Source organism: Rhizomicrobium sp. (genome assembly GCA_037200045.1).
Taxonomy (GTDB): domain Bacteria; phylum Pseudomonadota; class Alphaproteobacteria; order Micropepsales; family Micropepsaceae; genus Rhizomicrobium.
This window is the reverse complement of the sequence record JBBCHM010000001.1, coordinates 522,794-539,673: the sequence shown is the minus strand read 5'-3', so window position 1 is coordinate 539,673 and position 16,880 is coordinate 522,794. Positions and strand designations below refer to the sequence as shown.

The 16,880-nt window shown below is 67.0% G+C and carries 16 protein-coding genes and 1 riboswitch; of the genes, 8 read left to right on the top strand and 8 right to left on the bottom strand.

What is annotated here, in order from left to right; genetic code table 11:
* Window positions 1-10 precede the first annotated feature (10 nt).
* The 5 genes from WDM86_02415 (at window position 11) to WDM86_02395 (ending at window position 4,140) form a co-directional block, all read left to right on the top strand.
* A complete protein-coding gene (locus WDM86_02415) occupies window positions 11-1,012 on the top strand; it encodes a sulfate ABC transporter substrate-binding protein (GenBank protein ID MEI9988868.1) in 1,002 nt (333 codons plus the stop codon).
* Window positions 1,012-1,893, top strand: coding sequence for a sulfate ABC transporter permease subunit CysT (gene cysT, locus WDM86_02410; GenBank protein MEI9988867.1), 882 nt, complete (start codon window positions 1,012-1,014; stop codon window positions 1,891-1,893). Before WDM86_02415 ends, cysT begins: the two co-directional genes overlap by 1 nt.
* The gene (gene cysW / locus WDM86_02405) at window positions 1,890-2,747 is read left to right on the top strand and encodes a sulfate ABC transporter permease subunit CysW (protein ID MEI9988866.1); all 858 of its coding nucleotides are present in this window, start codon (window positions 1,890-1,892) and stop codon (window positions 2,745-2,747) included. Before cysT ends, cysW begins: the two co-directional genes overlap by 4 nt.
* A 10-nt stretch (window positions 2,748-2,757) precedes the next feature.
* Complete coding sequence (gene cysA, locus WDM86_02400) at window positions 2,758-3,534, top strand: sulfate ABC transporter ATP-binding protein (protein MEI9988865.1); 777 nt, start codon at window positions 2,758-2,760, stop codon at window positions 3,532-3,534.
* Window positions 3,535-3,918: 384 nt separating this feature from the next.
* The gene (locus tag WDM86_02395) at window positions 3,919-4,140 is read left to right on the top strand and encodes a hypothetical protein (protein ID MEI9988864.1); all 222 of its coding nucleotides are present in this window, start codon (window positions 3,919-3,921) and stop codon (window positions 4,138-4,140) included.
* 45 nt (window positions 4,141-4,185) lie between these two features.
* Here WDM86_02395 and ppk2 read toward each other — a convergent pair whose 3' ends face one another.
* The 4 genes from ppk2 to WDM86_02375 form a co-directional block, all read right to left on the bottom strand.
* Window positions 4,186-4,959: a polyphosphate kinase 2 gene (gene ppk2, locus WDM86_02390; GenBank protein MEI9988863.1), complete on the bottom strand. Its 774-nt coding sequence runs from the start codon at window positions 4,957-4,959 to the stop codon at window positions 4,186-4,188.
* A gap of 52 nt (window positions 4,960-5,011) precedes the next feature.
* A complete protein-coding gene (locus WDM86_02385) occupies window positions 5,012-5,779 on the bottom strand; it encodes an ABC transporter ATP-binding protein (GenBank protein MEI9988862.1) in 768 nt (255 codons plus the stop codon).
* On the bottom strand, window positions 5,776-6,807 hold the full coding sequence (locus WDM86_02380; protein MEI9988861.1) for an iron ABC transporter permease: 1,032 nt from the start codon (window positions 6,805-6,807) through the stop codon (window positions 5,776-5,778). Before WDM86_02380 ends, WDM86_02385 begins: the two co-directional genes overlap by 4 nt.
* Before the next feature lie 84 nt (window positions 6,808-6,891).
* A riboswitch (cobalamin riboswitch) is annotated at window positions 6,892-7,009 on the bottom strand.
* A gap of 20 nt (window positions 7,010-7,029) precedes the next feature.
* The gene (locus WDM86_02375) at window positions 7,030-7,977 is read right to left on the bottom strand and encodes an ABC transporter substrate-binding protein (GenBank protein ID MEI9988860.1); all 948 of its coding nucleotides are present in this window, start codon (window positions 7,975-7,977) and stop codon (window positions 7,030-7,032) included.
* Between WDM86_02375 and WDM86_02370 the strand changes: the two genes are divergently transcribed.
* From WDM86_02370 to WDM86_02360, 3 genes are all read left to right on the top strand, one after another.
* The gene (locus WDM86_02370) at window positions 7,958-9,799 is read left to right on the top strand and encodes an aspartyl protease family protein (GenBank protein MEI9988859.1); all 1,842 of its coding nucleotides are present in this window, start codon (window positions 7,958-7,960) and stop codon (window positions 9,797-9,799) included. The two genes, WDM86_02375 and WDM86_02370, sit on opposite strands and share 20 nt — an antisense overlap.
* Before the next feature lie 11 nt (window positions 9,800-9,810).
* Window positions 9,811-10,962 carry an aspartyl protease family protein gene (locus WDM86_02365; protein MEI9988858.1) on the top strand — a complete coding sequence of 384 codons (1,152 nt, stop codon included), beginning with the start codon at window positions 9,811-9,813 and terminating at the stop codon, window positions 10,960-10,962.
* An 80-nt stretch (window positions 10,963-11,042) separates the two neighbouring features.
* Window positions 11,043-12,863 (top strand): acyl-CoA dehydrogenase C-terminal domain-containing protein, encoded by a 1,821-nt coding sequence (locus WDM86_02360; protein ID MEI9988857.1) that lies wholly within the window; start codon window positions 11,043-11,045, stop codon window positions 12,861-12,863.
* 11 nt (window positions 12,864-12,874) lie between these two features.
* Here the strand turns inward: WDM86_02360 and WDM86_02355 are convergent, their stop codons facing one another.
* The 4 genes from WDM86_02355 to WDM86_02340 form a co-directional block, all read right to left on the bottom strand.
* On the bottom strand, window positions 12,875-14,194 hold the full coding sequence (locus WDM86_02355; protein MEI9988856.1) for a hypothetical protein: 1,320 nt from the start codon (window positions 14,192-14,194) through the stop codon (window positions 12,875-12,877).
* On the bottom strand, window positions 14,191-14,616 hold the full coding sequence (locus WDM86_02350) for a hypothetical protein (GenBank protein MEI9988855.1): 426 nt from the start codon (window positions 14,614-14,616) through the stop codon (window positions 14,191-14,193). Before WDM86_02350 ends, WDM86_02355 begins: the two co-directional genes overlap by 4 nt.
* A 105-nt stretch (window positions 14,617-14,721) precedes the next feature.
* Window positions 14,722-16,224, bottom strand: a complete 1,503-nt coding sequence (locus WDM86_02345; protein MEI9988854.1) for a TIGR01777 family oxidoreductase — start codon at window positions 16,222-16,224, stop codon at window positions 14,722-14,724.
* Complete coding sequence (locus WDM86_02340) at window positions 16,221-16,877, bottom strand: DUF4166 domain-containing protein (GenBank protein MEI9988853.1); 657 nt, start codon at window positions 16,875-16,877, stop codon at window positions 16,221-16,223. Before WDM86_02340 ends, WDM86_02345 begins: the two co-directional genes overlap by 4 nt.
* Window positions 16,878-16,880: the final 3 nt, after the last annotated feature.

The following is a 16,880-nucleotide window of genomic DNA, read 5'->3' as shown; positions in this document are numbered from 1 at the left end:
AGTTCCCTTTATGAAGCGCCTCCTCGCCGCCCTTGCCGCGGCCGCCCTGTTCGCGACCAGCACCGCGCAAGCGGCCGACATCACGCTGTTGAACGTCAGCTACGACCCCACCCGTGAGTTGTACAAGGCGATCAACACCGCCTTCGCCGCCGACTGGAAGGCCAAGCATGGCGACGACGTCACGATCAACCAGAGCCATGGCGGTTCCGGCGCGCAGTCGCGCGCGGTGACCGACGGGCTGGAAGCCGATGTCGTCACCCTCGCCCTCGGCTACGACATCGACGCCATCGCCAGCAAGGGCCTGACGGCCAAGAACTGGGCGACGCGCCTGCCCAACGCCTCGGTGCCCTACACCTCGACCATCGTGTTCCTGGTGCGCAAGGGCAATCCCTGGAAGATCAAGGACTGGCCCGATCTCATCAAGCCCGGCGTGCAGGTGATCACGCCCAACCCGAAGACCTCGGGCGGCGCGCGCTGGTCGTTCCTGGCGGCCTGGGCCTATGCGCTGAAGGCGCCCGGCGGCAACGCCGACAAGGCGAAGGCCTTCGTCACCGCGCTCTACAAGCACGTTCCGGTGCTCGACACCGGCGCGCGCGGCTCGACCACGACCTTCGCGCAGCGCGGCATCGGCGACGTGCTGCTGTCCTGGGAGAACGAGGCGCGGCTGGCGCTGAAGGAAGCGGGCGGCGAGGACTTCCAGATCGTCTATCCGCCGGTGTCGATCCAGGCCGAGCCGCCGGTCGCGCTGGTCGACGTCAATGTCGACAAGCATCACACCCGCGACGTCGCCACCGCCTATCTGAACTTCCTCTACACCAAGCAGGGCCAGGAGATCGAGGCGGCGAACTTCTATCGCCCGCGCGACCCGGCGGTGCTGGCCGCCCATGCCGCCGACTTCCCGAAGATCACGCTCTACGATTTCTCGGACATCTTCGGCGACTGGCAGAAGGCGCAGTCCACCTATTTCGCGGACAAGGGCGTGTTCGACCAGATCTACAAGCCCGGTCAGTGATGAACGGCATCGCCGCGTCCCTCCCGGCCAAGTTCAATGGCGTGCCTCCGCACGCCGGGCGCCGATGGCGTAATCCGAGCGCGCTGCCCGGCTTCGGGCTGTCGCTCGGATTTACGCTTTTCTACCTGTCGGCGATCGTGCTGGTGCCGCTCGCGGCGCTGATCATCCGGCCCTGGGAGATCGGCTGGAGCGGCTTTATCGATCTGCTGGACGATTCGCGGGTGCTGCATGCCTTGAAGCTGTCCTTCGGCGGCGCGGCGATCGCGGCGGCGATCAACACCGTGTTCGGACTGATCGTCGCCTGGGTGCTGGTGCGCTACCGCTTCCCCGGCAAACGCATCGTCGACGCGGTGGTCGACCTGCCTTTCGCGCTGCCGACCGCGGTCGCCGGCATCGCGCTCTCGGCCCTCTATTCGCGCCATGGCTGGATGGGCGCGCCGCTCGAAGCGGCCGGCATCAAGATCGCCTACACCCCCGCCGGCGTCGTCCTGGCGCTGACCTTCATCGGCCTGCCCTTCGTGGTGCGCACGCTGCAGCCGATCCTGGCCGAGCTCGGCCGCGACGCGGAGGAAGCCGCCGCCACGCTCGGCGCCACGCGCTGGCAGGCGATGCGCCGCGTCGTGCTGCCGGCGCTCACCCCGGCGCTGCTCACCGGAACCGCGATGGCGTTCGCCCGCGCGGTCGGCGAATACGGCTCGGTGATCTTCATCGCCGGCAACCTGCCCGGCATCTCCGAGATCGCGCCGCTGCTCATCATCATCAAGCTGAACGAGAACGACTATGCCGGCGCCGCCGCCATCGGCGTGATCATGCTGGCGGCGTCCTTCGTGATGCTGCTGGCGCTCAACCTGCTGCAATCCTGGTCGGCGTCGCGGCAATGAAAGCCCCGTCCCGCCCGCGCGGTCCGACCGAGGACCATCCCTTGCTGCGCTGGACGCTGACGCTGATCGCGCTCGGCTTCATCGGCCTGTTCCTGGTGCTGCCGCTCGTCAACGTGTTCGACGGCGCGCTGAGCGACGGCTGGCGGGCGGCGCGCGAGGCGATCCAGGATCCCGAGACGCTCGCCGCCATCCGGCTGACGCTGATCGCCGCCGCCATCGCGGTGCCGCTGAACGCGCTGTTCGGCATCGCCGCGTCCTGGGCGATCGCCAAGTTCGACTTCGCCGGCAAGGGCTTCCTGCTGACGCTGATCGATCTGCCGTTCTCGGTTTCGCCGGTCGTCTCCGGCCTGATCTATGTCCTGATCTTCGGCCTGCAGGGCTGGTTCGGCCCCTGGCTCTCGGAGCACAACGTCAAGATCATCTTCGCGCTGCCCGGCATCGTGCTGGCGACGATCTTCGTCACCTTCCCCTTCGTGGCGCGCGAGCTCATCCCGCTGATGACCGACCAGGGCCGCGACGAGGAGGAGGCCGCGGTCTCGCTCGGCGCCGGCGGCTGGGCGACGCTGTGGCGCGTGACCCTGCCCAACATCAAATGGGGCCTGCTCTACGGCGTGCTCCTGTGCAACGCGCGCGCCATGGGCGAGTTCGGCGCCGTCTCGGTGGTCTCCGGGCATATCCGCGGCCTCACCGACACCATGCCGCTGCAGATCGAGGCGCTGTATAACGACTATCACTATTCCGCGGCCTTCGCGGTCGCCGCCCTGCTGGCGCTGCTCGCGCTCGTGACGCTGACGATCAAGTCGTTCCTGGAATGGCGCTACGCGGACGAGATCGCCGCGACGCATCATCATTGACGGAGTTCGCATGTCGCTCGTGATCGAAAAGGTGCAGAAGCGCTTCGGCGATTTCCAGGCGCTGGGCGGCGTCAGCCTGGACGTTCCCGACGGCACCTTCCTCGCGCTGCTCGGTCCCTCCGGTTCGGGCAAGACGACGCTGCTGCGCATCCTGGGCGGTCTGGAGCATGCCGATCTCGGCCATGTCGCCTTCGCCGGGCTCGACTGGCTGACCATCCCCGCGCGCGAGCGGCGGGCCGGCTTCGTCTTCCAGCAATACGCGCTCTTCAAGCACATGACGGTCGCGAAAAACATCGCCTTCGGTCTCGACGTGCGGCCGCGCCGCAGCCGGCCGACGCGCGCCGAGATCAAGCGCCGCGTCGAGGAATTGCTCTCCCTCGTCCAGCTCGAGGGCCTCGGCCAGCGCTATCCCAGCCAGCTCTCCGGCGGCCAGCGCCAGCGCGTCGCGCTCGCCCGCGCCCTCGCCATCGAGCCGCGCATGCTCCTGCTCGACGAGCCGTTCGGCGCGCTCGACGCCAAGGTGCGCAAGGAGCTGCGCGTCTGGCTGCGCGGCCTGCACGAAAGGCTGGGACTGACCACCGTGTTCGTCACCCACGACCAGGACGAGGCGCTCGAACTGGGCGATCTGGTGGCGGTGATGAACGAGGGCCGCATCGAGCAGGTCGCCGCCCCGGCCGTGCTGCGCGCCAAGCCGGCGACGCCCTTCGTCGCGGAGTTCCTGGAATCCGCGCGCGGCCACGCGCCGGTGCCGCGCGCCGCCAACGTCGTCGCCCTGCATCATCCGTAGACGGAATAAATAAAGGTGTCATGGCCCGCGACTGCGGGCCACCCAGGTGACGCCCCGCGGTGCGGATGTCACCTGGGTCCGCCGCATGCGCGGCGGATGACAACGGCGCTTGCGATTCGCATGCGGGCGATCCGTGGAACTCCTGTCGGCCGCGAATGTAATCGGCTGTCAACTTCTCCGTCCGTCGCGAAGTTCATCGAAATCGCGGTTTCGCGAAACCTCGCGCGTAATTTCGTTTCGCTCGTCCGTGCACGGAACAATAAGTAAGTACTGTCAGCGGATTTTTCCTGACGGCGCGGTTAAAAAAAATTTGTCTCGGCCGCCGTCGCATGCACAATCGGTAACGGAGCGCCTGGTTCAGCAACCATCAACAAGGAAAATCCCATGCGCATTTTTGGTATGACTGTGGCCTCTATCGCCATCGCCGGAGCAATGGCGATCGCCGCGCCGGCCTTCGCGGACGATTCCAGCACCACGACGCCGCCGCCCGCGACCGGCACGACCGCCACGCCGCCGCCAAGCACGCCGGCGCCCGATCCGGCGCCGACGGACAACAAGGGCGACCAGGGCTCGACGTCCAGCACCCCGACCGACCCGGGCCACTAGGACCGCCGGACCTGGCAACGGCCGGCGCCGACGCGCCGGCCGTTTTCATTTGGCGATCAGGCCCTCTTCCCTGGCCGCCGCGGACCACACGAACAGCACGTCCGGATCGGCGCGCGTCAGGCCCTTGTCCTTGTGCGGATAGTCGAACGATCCCAGCAGGTCGCGCAGGAAGGCCAGCCGCGCGATCTTCTTGGTGTCGCTGCGCACGATCCGCCACGGCGCGTTGGGATGGCTGGTGCGCGCGAACATCGCGTCGCGCGCCTTGGAATAGGCGTGCCATTTCTTCGTCGCCTGCGCGTCGATCGGCGAGGACTTCCACTGCTTGAGCGGATTGTCGAGCCGCGCCTCCAGCCGCTTCTCCTGCTCCTTCTTGGAGATGTCGAGATAGTATTTGCGCAGCGCGATGCCGTCGCGCACCAGCATCTTCTCGAACGGCACGACGCCTTCGAGGAATTCCTCGACCTGTTCCTCGGTCGCGAAGCCCATCACGCGCTCGACGCCGGCGCGGTTGTACCAGGAGCGGTTGAAGACCACGAATTCGTCGGCGCTCGGCAGGAACGGGATGAAGCGCTGGAAATACCATTGGGTCTCCTCGCGGTCCGACGGCTTGCCCGGCGCGTGGACGCGGGTGTCGCGCGGGCTCATATGCTCGATCAGCCGCTTGATCGTGCCGTCCTTGCCGGCGCCGTCGCGGCCCTCGACGATGACGAGCACGCGGGTGTTCTCCTTCAGCAGATGGCGCTGCAGCTTGACGAGCTCGATCTGCAATTCGCGAAGTTCGCGGCGATAGTCGCCCTTGTCGATCTTCGGCTTGGTCATGGCCGTGTCCTCCTGGCCGGCGATTAGACGAGCGAAGCGCCGCCGGGGCAAGTCACAGCAGGCGGATCGCGCTCACAGTTCCGTTCGGCCCGCGTTCCGCCGCGATGCCGAAGACCTGCGCCAGCGTCGCGTCGGACAGCGCCGCCCGCGGCGCGCCTTGCGCCACCGCCCGGCCGGCGCCGAGCACCACGATCTCGTCGCAATGGCGCGAGGCGAGCGACAGATCGTGCAGCGTCACCGCCACCGCGCTGCCGCGCGCCGCTTCCTCGCGCAGCAGGTTCATCAGCCTTAGCTGGTGCGCCGGATCGAGATAGGCGGCCGGCTCGTCGGCCAGCAGCACCGGCGCGCCGGTCGCCAGGGCGCGGGCGAAAAGCACGCGGGCGCGCTCGCCCGCCGACAATTCGTCCATCCGCCGCCCCGCGAAACCGCGCGCGTCGCAGCGTTCCAGCGCGGCGTCGATGGCGCGGCCGTCCTCGGCCGAGAGCGGCGCGAAGGGCGCGCGGTGCGGCAGGCGGCCGAGCGTCACCAATTCGCGCGCCAGCACCGGCCAATGCGCGTCGGAGCCTTGCGGCAGATAGGCCAGCGTCCGGGCCAGCGCGGCGCGCGACCAGTCTTCCAGCGGGCGGTCCAGGATACGCACGCTTCCGCCGCTCGGCATCATCAGCCCGAGCGCCACGCGCAGCAGCGTCGTCTTGCCGGCGCCGTTGGGTCCCACGATCCCGGTCACGGCGCCGCGCGCGAAGCTCGCGCTCACCCGGTCGAGCACGGCGCGCGCGCCATAGGCCGCCGACACCGCCTCGTAGACGACGGCCGCGCTCACGCTTCCCTCCGTAGGCGGAGGATCAGCCAGAAGAAGAACGGCGCGCCCAGCATCGCGGTCACGACGCCGAGCAGGAGCTGTCCGTCCGGCGCGACCAGCCTTATTGCGACATCGGCCACCGTCACCAGCACGGCGCCGCCGAGCGCCGAGGGCAGGATCAGCCGCGACGGCTCGTAGCCGTAGAATCGCCTGAGCACATGCGGCACCACCATGCCGACGAAGCTGACCGCGCCGGCCGCCGCCGTCGCCGCGCCGGTCGCCAGCGCCACGCCCACCACCACGCGCCCGCGCACCGAGCCGACATCGATGCCGAGACTCCGCGCCGCCTCCTCGCCCAGCGTCAGCGCGTCCAGCCCGCGCGAGGCGCTGAGCAGCAGCAGGATGCCGGCCAGCGTCAGCGGCGCGGAGAAATACAGGTCGGCCGGCTTGGCATCCTTGAGCGAGCCCATCATCCAGAACACCATGTCGCTCATCGCATAGGGATTGCGCGCGAAGGACAGCGCCAGCGCCGTCAGCGCCGTCGCGAGACTCGCGACCGCGACGCCGGCCAGCACCAGCGCGATGGCGCCGGCGCCGCGCCGCGACAAGAGATAAAGGATGCCGGCCGAAACCAGCGCGCCGGTGATCGCGAACAGCGGCAGCAGGAAGACATGCGCCACCGTCAACCCGAAATAGATCGCGACGACGGCCCCGAGGCCGGCGCAGGAGGTGACGCCCGTCACGCCGGGCTCGGCCAAGGGATTGCGGAACAGGCCCTGGAGCGCCGCGCCGCTCGCGCCCAGCGCCGCGCCGACGACGACCGCAAGGCCGGCGCGCGGCAGGCGCAGCTCGCGCGCGATGATGCCGGCCACGCCCTCGCCGTCGAACAGGCCCTTGAAGATCGCGCCCGACGTGAAATCCGAAGGGCCCAGCAGCAGCGACACGAAAAACGCGACGGCGAGGATAGCGAACAGCACGCAAGTCGTGGCGCGCGCGCGCCGCCGCGCCGCGTTTCCAACGCCTGTCGTCGCCAATACCGTCCCGTCCACGCGGCCGCACTCCTTCGAGTCGCCGCTTGCGGTTTCCGCATGCCGCGCGCCAACCCCGGCGCCCGACGGACGACACGCTCGGTCAGGTCTCCTGGCTCGCGGCCGCCGCATCCGCCTTCCCGGTTTCCCAGTGGCCTGAAGGATGGGCGTCTGTGCCGCTTACAGTTGCGGGGGCAGCCGCGGTTTCGAACCGCGTTCCCTTGTCCGTGCGTCGGAGCGGTTTTAGGGGCGGCGCGGCGCGGGCGCAAGCGACCGCGCCTTGCGCCCCAGCGCGGCGAAGACCGGCGCCACGTCGGCGGACCACGGCCCGGCGCAGAGCAGCGGCACCAGCGGATTCCACGCCGCATAGGTGCGCCCGCCCAGCGCCGCCAGCGCCGGATGGTGCAGCACCAGATTGGCGCGCGCGTCCGCCACGTCCTGCTGGCCGCTGTAGATCAGCAGCTCCGGCGCCGCCGCGATCACCTCTTCCACCGGGATGCGCCCGCTGCGCGTCGGGGCATAGCCCGGCGCCGCGTCGGCCAGCCCGGCGATGGCCATCAACTCCTCCGTCACCGGTCCGGAGGTCGCATAGCCGTTCGGCTCATAGATCAGTGTACGGACGGACGGCCGCGGCGCCGCGCGGCGCGCCGCCGCCAGTTCGCCGTCCATGCGCGCGAGCAGCGCCGCCGCCCGCTCCCGCGCGCCGAGCGCCTCGCCCAGCCGGCTTGTCGTCCGCCGGATCGCCGCCAGCGAGTCGTCGTAAGGCACTTCCAGCACCGGCACATGCAGGTCGTCGAGCACCGCCCGCAGCCGGGGCAGCGTGCCGGCGAACATCACCACCAGGTCGGGGCGATAGTTCAGCACCGTCTCGGCCGAGGGACGGATTTGCGGGATGCCGCGGACCTTGCCCGCGATGGTCGAGACCACCGGATGGCGGTCGCCGGCCTCGAAAGACAGCGCAGCAATATGTCCGCGTTCCGCGAGGCGGAAGACATATTCGTCGGTGCAGAGGTTGGTCGAAACGACACGCTGCGGCGCGGCGGCAACACTTGCGCTAATGCAGAAAAATACTAGCGCCGCCGATACGATCCGGCACGCCATCGTGACGCCGGCTCCCTTGCACAGCCGCGCCGTCGCGCCTATCTGCCACTCGTCATCAGGGGAAAACACCATGCGCTCCGCTCTCGCCATGCTCACCCTTGCGCTCACCACCACCACCGCGCTCGCCGCGTCGCCGGACGAGATCCTTTCCGCCAACCGCGCCGCGACCGGCGCCGACGCCGCGCGCGGCAAGGCCGCCCTTGTGCTGCAATTCGACTATGCCGGCAATGGCCTGACCGGCACGGCCAGCGGCACCTCCGATCTCGCCGACGGGCGGTTCGAGCAGCACTTCGCCATCGGACCGATAAAGGGCGCCAACGGCTATGACGGCGCGCATGTCTGGACCAAGGACAATTCCGGCATCGTCACCGTGCAGGAGGCCGGCGACTCCGTGCCCCTCGCGATCAACAACGCCTATCGCAACGCCAATCTGTGGTGGCTGCCCGATCACGGCGGCGCGACGATCGTCGAAGACCCGCAGAAGACCGATGGCGGGGTGACCTACGACGTGCTGACGGTGACGCCCAAGGGCGGCAAGCCGTTCGATGCCTGGTTCGACGCCAAGACCCATCTGCTGCATCGCGTCGACGAAGCGCAGGCCAATGTGATGACGGTCTCGACCTTCACGAACTACCGCGCCTTCGACGGCGTGCAGGAGCCGGTCGATACCGTCATCAGCACCGGCGACGTCAAATACGATCAGCATATGACGCTGACCAAGGCGCAGTTCCTCGCCACATCCGATCCGGCGCTCTATGGGCCGCCGAAATCCGCCGCGGCCGATTTCGCCATCGCCGGCGGGGCGCATGCGGTGACGCTGCCCTTCGACCTCATCGCCAATCACATCCACGCCCAGGTGAAGATCAACGGCACCGGGCCCTATGAGTTCATCTTCGACACCGGCGGGGTGAACATCGTCACGCCCGAGCTGGCCAAGGCGCTCGGCCTCAAGATCGAGGGCCACGCCGAGGGGCGCGGCGCCGGCGAGGGCACGGTGGACATGAGCCTGACCCATGTCGACAAGCTCGACATCGGCGGCGCCACCGTCGACAACCAGCTCTTCATCGCCTTCGACCTCGATGCGATGTACGCGGCCAACGGCACGCACATGCCCGGCATGATCGGCTATGAGGTGTTCCGCCGCTTCGTCACGACGGTCGATTACGGCGCCAAGACGATCACCCTGACCGATCCGAAATTCTTCGATTCCAAGACCGCCGGCACGGCGATCCGCATCGCCTTCAACGGCAACGCCGCCATCGCCGAGGGCAGCTATGACGGCATCGCGGGCAAGTTCCAGATCGACACCGGCGCGCGCAGCGCGCTGACGCTCGACGCGCCCTTCGTCGCCGCCAACCATATCGGCGACGGCGCCACCAAGACGGTCGAGGCGGTGGACGGCTGGGGCGTCGGCGGCCCGTCGCGCAGCCGCGTGCTGCGCGGCGGCGTGCTGAAGATCGGACCGTCGATCGCGGTCGAAAATCCGGTGGTCGGCATGGGCACCGACAAGGCGGGCGCCTTCGCCGATCCGACCATCGCCGGCAATATCGGCGGCGGCATCCTCAAGCGCTTCGTCGTCACCTTCGACTACGCCAACAACACGATGTACCTGAAGCCGGCGGCGGGCCCGATCGCCGATCTGGACACCTATGACCGCTTCGGCGCGTGGTTCAACATCGACGCCGGCGGCTACAAGGTGATCGACCTCACCAAGGGCGGCCCCGCCGATGCGGCCGGGCTGAAGGTCGGCGACGTCATCGCCGCGATCGACGGCAAGCCGGTCCAGCCCGCCGCGCTGCCCGACATCCGCCAGCGCTTCCGCGACGACGCGGCGGGAACCGCGGTGACGCTGACCGTGCTGCGCGATGGCAAACCCGCCGATCTCAAGGTTACACTGCGCGACCAGATCTGATCGGGAGCATCATGCGGGCGCCGCTGGCCGGACTTGTCGTCCTTCTCCTGTCGGCGCCCGCCGTCGCGGCACCGATCACCGTGCCGTTCGACATGATCGGCAACCAGCTCTACGTCAACGGCACCGTCGACGGCCAGGGCCCGTTCCGCTTCATGCTCGACACCGGCGCGGTCGACATCGTCGCGCAGTCGCTCACCGCCCGGCTCGGCCTGACGCCGGGCAGCGGCGGCAGCGTGCGCGGCGCCGGCGACGCCACGGCGCAGAGCGGTATCGTCGCCGTGCCCTTGGTGAACGTCGGCGGCGCGACGCTGGCCGGCGAGAATTTCTATGTCCTGTCGCTCGATCCGATCGAACAGCTCGCCGGCGTCCATGTCGACGGCGTATTGGGCTTCGAATTCTTGCGCCGCTACGTCACCCGCTTCGATTTCGATTCGCGGACGATCACGCTGACCGATCCGGCCAAGTTCAAGGCGGACGGCGCCGGCACGCCCATGCCGATGACCTTCGCCCACAACACGCCGGAGATCGCGGGCACCTATGACGGCATCCCAGGGACCTTCGACATCGACACCGGCGACAATGGCGACCTCACCCTCACCACGCCCTTCGTCGCGGCGCATCGCTTGCGGGACCGTCCGGGCAAACATGTCGACGTGATCTCGGGCTATGGCGTCGGCGGCGAGACCTATGCGCGGATCATGCGCGGCGGCGCGCTGGTGCTGGGCACCGTGCCGGTCGGCCATCCGGTGACCGATCTGTCCAGCAACACGGGCGGCTTGTTCGGCGCCGGCGCCTTCAGCGGCAATATCGGAATCGGGGTCGTCAAGCGCTTCGCCATGACGCTCGATTACGCGCACGGCACGCTCTATCTCGCGCCGCGCGGCGGACCGGTCGACGACATCGACACCTATGACCGCACCGGCATGGCGATCGTCCCCAACCCGGCCGGCTTCGAAATCTATGCCGTCACGCCCGGCGGGCCGGCCGAAGCCGCCGGCATCAAGAAGGGCGACATCGTCACCGCGGTCGACGGCGCGCCCGCCGCCGGCATCGCGCTTTCGGCGATCCGCCAGCGCCAGCGCAACGATCCGCCCGGCCGCACGATCACCTTCCGCCTCGCCGACGGCCGCGAGGTGCCGGTGGTCCTGCGGGATCAGATTTGACCGGCGGCGCATGGCAATAGGGAGTGGTGAACAGCAGGCCCGTCGCCTACTATCCGCCGCCGCCATTCCCCGAGGTTCCCATGCCCGTCTACCGCGCCCCGCTCGACGATTTCCGCTTCGTGCTCAACGAGCTGCTGGAGATCGACAAACTGCGCGACCTGCCCGGCTATGGCGACCTGACGCCCGACCTCGTCGAGGACATCCTCGTCAATGCCGGAAAATTCTGCGAGGAGGTCATCCAGCCGATCAACCAGTCGGGCGACGAGGAAGGCGCGCATTTCGAGAACGGCACGGTGCGCACGCCCAAGGGCTTCAAGGAAGCCTACAAGGCTTACGCGGACGCCGGCTGGGGCGGCCTCAGCGCGCCGGTCGAGCTGGGCGGCTCGGGCCTGCCCTTCTCCATCACCCTGGCGGTCGCCGAGATGGCGACGGCCGCGAACCAGTCCTTCGCGATGTATCCCGGCCTGACCATGGCGGCCTATGGCGCGCTGGCGGCGCTCGGCCTGCCCTGGATGCGCGAGCACGTCGCCAAGCGGATGATCAGCGGCGAATGGTGCGGCACGATGTGCCTGACCGAGCCCAATTGCGGCACCGACCTGCGCCTGATGAAGACCCGCGCGGTCGAGCAGCCCGACGGCACCTACAAGCTCACCGGCACCAAGATCTTCATCTCGGGCGGCGACCACGACCTGACCGACAACATCATCCACATGGTGATCGCCAAGATCCCCGACGCCGACGGCCAGATCCACGACGACCTCTCCACCGTGAACTTCTTCATGGTGCCGAAATTCCTCGTCGCCGAGGACGGCACGGTGGGGGCGCGCAACGGCGTGTCGACCGGCGGGATCGAGAAGAAGATGGGCATCAAGGCGCAGGCGACCTGCGTGCTCAATTTCGACGAAGCGACGGCGTGGCGGCTTGGGCCCAAGCCGGTGCCGCCCAAGCCCGGCGAGAAGCGCCACTCCTCCGCCGGCATGGCCGGCATGTTCGGCATGATGAACACGGCGCGGCTGGGCGTCGGCGTGCAGGGCATCGCGATCGGCGAGGTCGCCTATCAGAACGGCTATGCCTATGCCCATGAGCGGCGCGTCGGCCACGCCCTGACCGGACCCAAGGAGCCCGACAAGCCGGCCGATCTGGAGATCGTGCATCCCGACGTCAAGCGCATGCTGCTGCATGCCAGGGCGTTCGTCGAAGGCGCCCGCGCGCTGGCGATGTGGACGACGGTGAACATGGCGGTGGCGCGCTCGGCGCGGCCCGAGGCCGCCACCGCGGGCCTCGTCGCCGACCTGATGACGCCGGTGCTCAAGGCGTTCTGCACCGACATGGGGTTCGAGGCGGCGAACCTCGCCATGCAGTGCTATGGCGGCCACGGCTATATCCGCGACAACGGCGTGGAGCAGTTCGTGCGCGACGGCCGCATCAACCAGACCTATGAGGGCGCCAACGGCGTGCAGGCGATGGACCTGGTCGGCCGCAAGCTCGGCCGCAAGGGCGGCGCGGCGCCCTTCGCGCTGTTCGGCCAGATCAATGGCTGGCTGGAGGAGAACGGCACGGACGCGGCGATGGGCGCTTACGTGAAGGGCGTCAAGCGCGGGCTGGAGAATTTGCAGAACGCCACGCTGTGGCTGGCGCAGCACGGCCTCGCCGATCCGAACAATGCCGGCGCCGGCGCCTACGACTATCTGCGGCTGATGGGCATCGTGGTGACGGGCTGGATGTGGGGCCGCATGGCGAAGATCGCCACTGCGCGGCTCGCGGCCGGCCAGGGCGACGCGGCGTTCTACAAGGGCAAGCTCGTTTCCGCGAAATACTGGATGGAGCGGATGATTCCGGAATGTCCGATGCTGCTGGAGCGCATCCAGGCCGGCGCCGAGACGGTGATGGCGTTCGAGTAGCGCGGTATTGGCTAGAACCTTTCGCCGAGCCCGGCATCGTCAAAATCTTCGCGTTCGATCCTGCGATGGTTCATGAGAGAGGTTCGAATAGTAAATTCTGATACGTTGAAATAATCGGCAACGTCCTGCCGTGCCTCTAGCGAATAATCCTCCTGAAGCATGCCCTCGATGAGACTGAAAGGACACAGCAGCTCGGCAGCAAATGAGCGTTGTGCCTTTTGTCTGTAAGTATAAGAGCGAGTGGCAGGATAAAGTCCACCGACAGCTTGCGACATTACACGATCACCAATAATTCGAGCTAACTCAAAACGACGCCCGGTCTCCCATTTCGACCTAAGTACCATCCGTCCCCGCGACGGCGAGTCATCAAGAGCAAATGAAACACCTGTGGAATGAGTCTTCGACGTAAGCGTTCCTGCTTCGACGCCGGCCATATTCGACAAATTATCATTTGAAATTTGTGTTTCGCTCAGTCGAAGTTGGTCTCGCAACGCCCTTGCCGCTTCTGCCCCCAAATACCAAGCTGCAGAATCCTGTCTCCGAGACAAACTCGCAAGGTTGGAAAGCTTCACGGCATCCTGCGGCCTCGTGTCGAAACCCTGGGTCGCCGCGATCGAGCGAATCTCTTCGGAAGTCGTGACGTCTCCATTCTGCAGGTGATCGGCAGCAATTTCATTAACGGCGTCAGCACCAAACCGAACCGCGTCTCCAACTAGCTTTTCAACCGTCGCTTCGTTGGCTTCATCGGGGTCAAATCCGAGAAGCGCTTCTAGCTTTCTTCGTTTAGCCAATTCGGGCGACGCCCGTTCTTCGCAAAGCGCATTCCAGATGGTTTCCAAATTCGAACTGGACAGACCTTCAGCATGTAGTTGCCCACGGACCTGCGCCACAAATTCATCTATAGCGTTTTCGAAGGTTGACGACGCAACCACAGCGGCGTGATTGCTCAGATAGCGAAAAGAATTCGCCCTTTTGTCTTGGCTAGGCTTCGCGACCAAGGCGGTTCGCTCGCCATCCGAAAAGATCGTTATATTTGGCCACACATAACCGTGGCCGACAGTCGCCATTCTATGAGCAAATGCCCAACTCGACGATGGTAAGAGAGACCGCGGTTCCCAACGAAGCCGCCACCAGTTCCAAACAAACCATTCGGCAAGATGGTATGCGGATAAATAAGGCGCCACTCGAACCCGATTGACAATTCCGTCATTGCACTCCGTTAAATATGAATCATTGCAGCGAACGGAAATTGCTGCAAAGCACGCTCGCTCTTCTGGGCTACCCCTATCCAGTGCTTCCCATTCTGCATCAAAATTGATCTGGTCATTCATCGCGACGACCATTCCTTGAGAACGACATTTCGCATGTTATCATCGTCCTCCAGACGATATCCGTGATATCCGTCTGTTCCAGAAATGGCTTCGTACGGCTCGCCTGACGAATCGACGCTCCAAACATATTTGGGTTTTTCATTTTGTTGGGACTTGCTAATCATGCCCTTTAGAATTCCATTGCGGAGCAATTCACTTGCTTCTTGCTTAAGAACTGGACGAATCGCATCGCAAAGTGACTTCCAGGCTCTTGGATTCGACGGTGGTTGGAACGCGTAATTTCCCGGATGCCTCTTGTGATGAGCGCTGCCGACGTACATTGCTTGTTCAGCTAAAGCGGCTAGCTCTGCATAAGAATGGGCACCTTGCTCTGCAATTTGACGTTTTGGATTGTTTCCGGGCCTCGCCTTCATATCGTTCATCCCTCGACCCCAGCTAGTTATTTTACGCGTGTAGGCAACAAATGCCAACACATGATGATTGCTTCCAAAACGGTGCTGAATTTGAGAATTGCACCCAGATCACTGTTACCTCATCCCCCACCGATGCGCCGCCTCGGTACGCACGACATGATCGCGCACCAGCTTCGCGCCCAACATCGACTCCAGCGCCATCGGCAGCGTCGGATAGCTGAACGAAAAGCCGCTCGCCAGCGCCTTCTTCGGCACCACGCGTTGGCCGCCCAACAGCAACTCCTTGCCGAAATCGCCCAGCAGCCGCAGCGGCGGCGCCGGCAGCGGCATCAGCGACGGCCGATGCAACGCATGGCCCAGCGCGCGCGCGAAGTCCGCGTTGCGCACCGGCGCGGGCGCGGTGGCGTTGACGGGGCCTTCCAGCGCCTCGTTCGCGATCGCGTGCGCGATCAGCCGCACGAGGTCGTCGCGGGCGATCCAGCTCATCCATTGCGTTCCCGAGCCGATGCGCCCGCCCATCCCGAACTCGAACGGCAGCAGCAGCCGCGCCAAGAGCCCGCCCTCCGTCCCCAGCACCAGGCCGATGCGCAGCGTCACCACCCGCACCCCGAAGGCGCGGGCCTTCGCCGTCTCGCGCTCGACGATCTCGCAGGATTCATGGCTGAAGAATTCGCGCGCGGGCTCGGCGTCCTCGGCCAGTTCCTCGTCGCCGCGCAACCCGTACCAGCCGATCGCCGAGGCGCCGACCAGAACCGCCGGGGTATGCTCCAGCCGGGCCATCAGGCGCAGCAGGCCCGCGATCATGCTCCGGCGCGAATCCACGATGGCGCGCTTGCGCCGGGGCGTCCACAATCCGCCGCTCACCGGCTCGCCCGCGAGGTTGACGATGGCGTCGATCCGCGTCGCGCCGTCGATCTGTTCGAGATCGGTCACCAGCCGGAACGGCGGGCGCAGCGCCAGCGCCTTCTCCGCCTTGCGCGTCAGCACGATCACGTCATGGCCGGCCGCCGCCAGCCCCTCGACCAGGCGCGAACCGACGAAGCCGGTCGCGCCCGTCACCAGGATGGTGCGATGGCGCGGCAATGCGGTCACCAGCGCCGCCGCCGGCTTGGGCGCCAGCCGCGCGACGCGCGCCGAGGCGGCAAGATCGCGCAGACCGAACAGCGCCACGCCGAACGCGGCAGCGGCAGCGAGCAGGCTCCACAAACCGTGGAACGCCGGCACGATATCGGTTCCCTGCCCCGCCCAGCCGAGCAGCACCGGCAGCAGCAAGGAGAGGATCGCGCCGTAGTTCAGCGCCAGCAGCGTGTGCGTCACGCGCTCCGTCGCGGGCAGCTTGCGGCTGAGGTCCTCCTCGACGAAATCCGCCAGCGTGATGACGAGCTCGACCGCCAGGAACGCGATCACGGCCAGCGCCGGCGCGCCGTGCACCTCGCTCCAGCCCAGCGTCGCGAACAGCAGCGCGTAGATCAGGTTGCGCGCGCCATGCAGTTTCAGCTCGCGCCGCTGCGACGGCCGCCACGCCAGCCGCTCCGTCAATTCGTGGTGATAGAGCGTATCGAAACCGCCGAGCGCGATCTGCACGGCGATCAGCGTCCACAGAAGTGTCGAGGTCATGGGATTGCCTCCCGGAAGATGGCGGTCTGGTGGATGATGGGCCCGAACAGCGGATGCACGACATCGAGCGCGAAGAGGAAGCGGCCCTCGCCCAGCTCCTTGTGCGCCACCGTGAGCGCGCCGGGCACGAGGAACGCCGGCAGGCGCAGCCGCGCGCGCCCGATCTGCACGAAATATCTGGCGCTGCGGAACAGCAGCACGCCGTCCTCGACATGCACGGTCAGCGCCATGCCGACGCCGCAGCCGACATATTCCTCGAGGCCGGTGTCGCCCGCGAACCGCTTGGCGGAATGGATCACCTGCGGAAAGCCGCGGCGCCGCGCATACATCCGCGTCCACACCTGGCCGCCGCTCGCCGCGTCCTCGGTCACGGTGACGATCGCCGGGATGCCGGTCTCGTCGAACAAGGGCAGCGGCCCGCCGATCAGCCGCGCCGCTTGGGCGAACAGCCAGCCCGCGCGCGTGATGGCCGTTTCGGCGACTTCGCCGACATAGACGACGCTGTCGCCGCCCGTCAGCCGCTTGGAGAACCGCGCCCGCACCGGCGCGGGCAGCGCCGCCCATTCCTCGGCGCGCAGCAGCGCGCGGAAGCGCGGATCGCCGAGGGCGGGCATCGGCGCCGGGGTCCGTTCCAGAACGTTCAGCCGCGCCATGTC

Bases quoted from the DNA above. Each gene is read 5' to 3' on its own strand.
- WDM86_02345 (MEI9988854.1), bottom strand. From the start codon at position 16,224: ATGACCTCGACACTTCTGTGGACGCTGATCGCCGTGCAGATCGCGCTC.
- WDM86_02350 (MEI9988855.1), bottom strand. From the start codon at position 14,616: ATGAACGATATGAAGGCGAGGCCCGGAAACAATCCAAAACGTCAAATT.
- cysT (MEI9988867.1), top strand. From the start codon at position 1,012: ATGAACGGCATCGCCGCGTCCCTCCCGGCCAAGTTCAATGGCGTGCCT.
- cysA (MEI9988865.1), top strand. From the start codon at position 2,758: ATGTCGCTCGTGATCGAAAAGGTGCAGAAGCGCTTCGGCGATTTCCAG.
- WDM86_02395 (MEI9988864.1), top strand. From the start codon at position 3,919: ATGCGCATTTTTGGTATGACTGTGGCCTCTATCGCCATCGCCGGAGCA.
- WDM86_02340 (MEI9988853.1), bottom strand. From the start codon at position 16,877: ATGGCGCGGCTGAACGTTCTGGAACGGACCCCGGCGCCGATGCCCGCC.
- WDM86_02375 (MEI9988860.1), bottom strand. From the start codon at position 7,977: ATGGCGAGAGCGGAGCGCATGGTGTTTTCCCCTGATGACGAGTGGCAG.
- cysW (MEI9988866.1), top strand. From the start codon at position 1,890: ATGAAAGCCCCGTCCCGCCCGCGCGGTCCGACCGAGGACCATCCCTTG.
- WDM86_02365 (MEI9988858.1), top strand. From the start codon at position 9,811: ATGCGGGCGCCGCTGGCCGGACTTGTCGTCCTTCTCCTGTCGGCGCCC.
- WDM86_02370 (MEI9988859.1), top strand. From the start codon at position 7,958: ATGCGCTCCGCTCTCGCCATGCTCACCCTTGCGCTCACCACCACCACC.
- WDM86_02360 (MEI9988857.1), top strand. From the start codon at position 11,043: ATGCCCGTCTACCGCGCCCCGCTCGACGATTTCCGCTTCGTGCTCAAC.
- WDM86_02415 (MEI9988868.1), top strand. From the start codon at position 11: ATGAAGCGCCTCCTCGCCGCCCTTGCCGCGGCCGCCCTGTTCGCGACC.
- ppk2 (MEI9988863.1), bottom strand. From the start codon at position 4,959: ATGACCAAGCCGAAGATCGACAAGGGCGACTATCGCCGCGAACTTCGC.
- WDM86_02355 (MEI9988856.1), bottom strand. From the start codon at position 14,194: ATGAATGACCAGATCAATTTTGATGCAGAATGGGAAGCACTGGATAGG.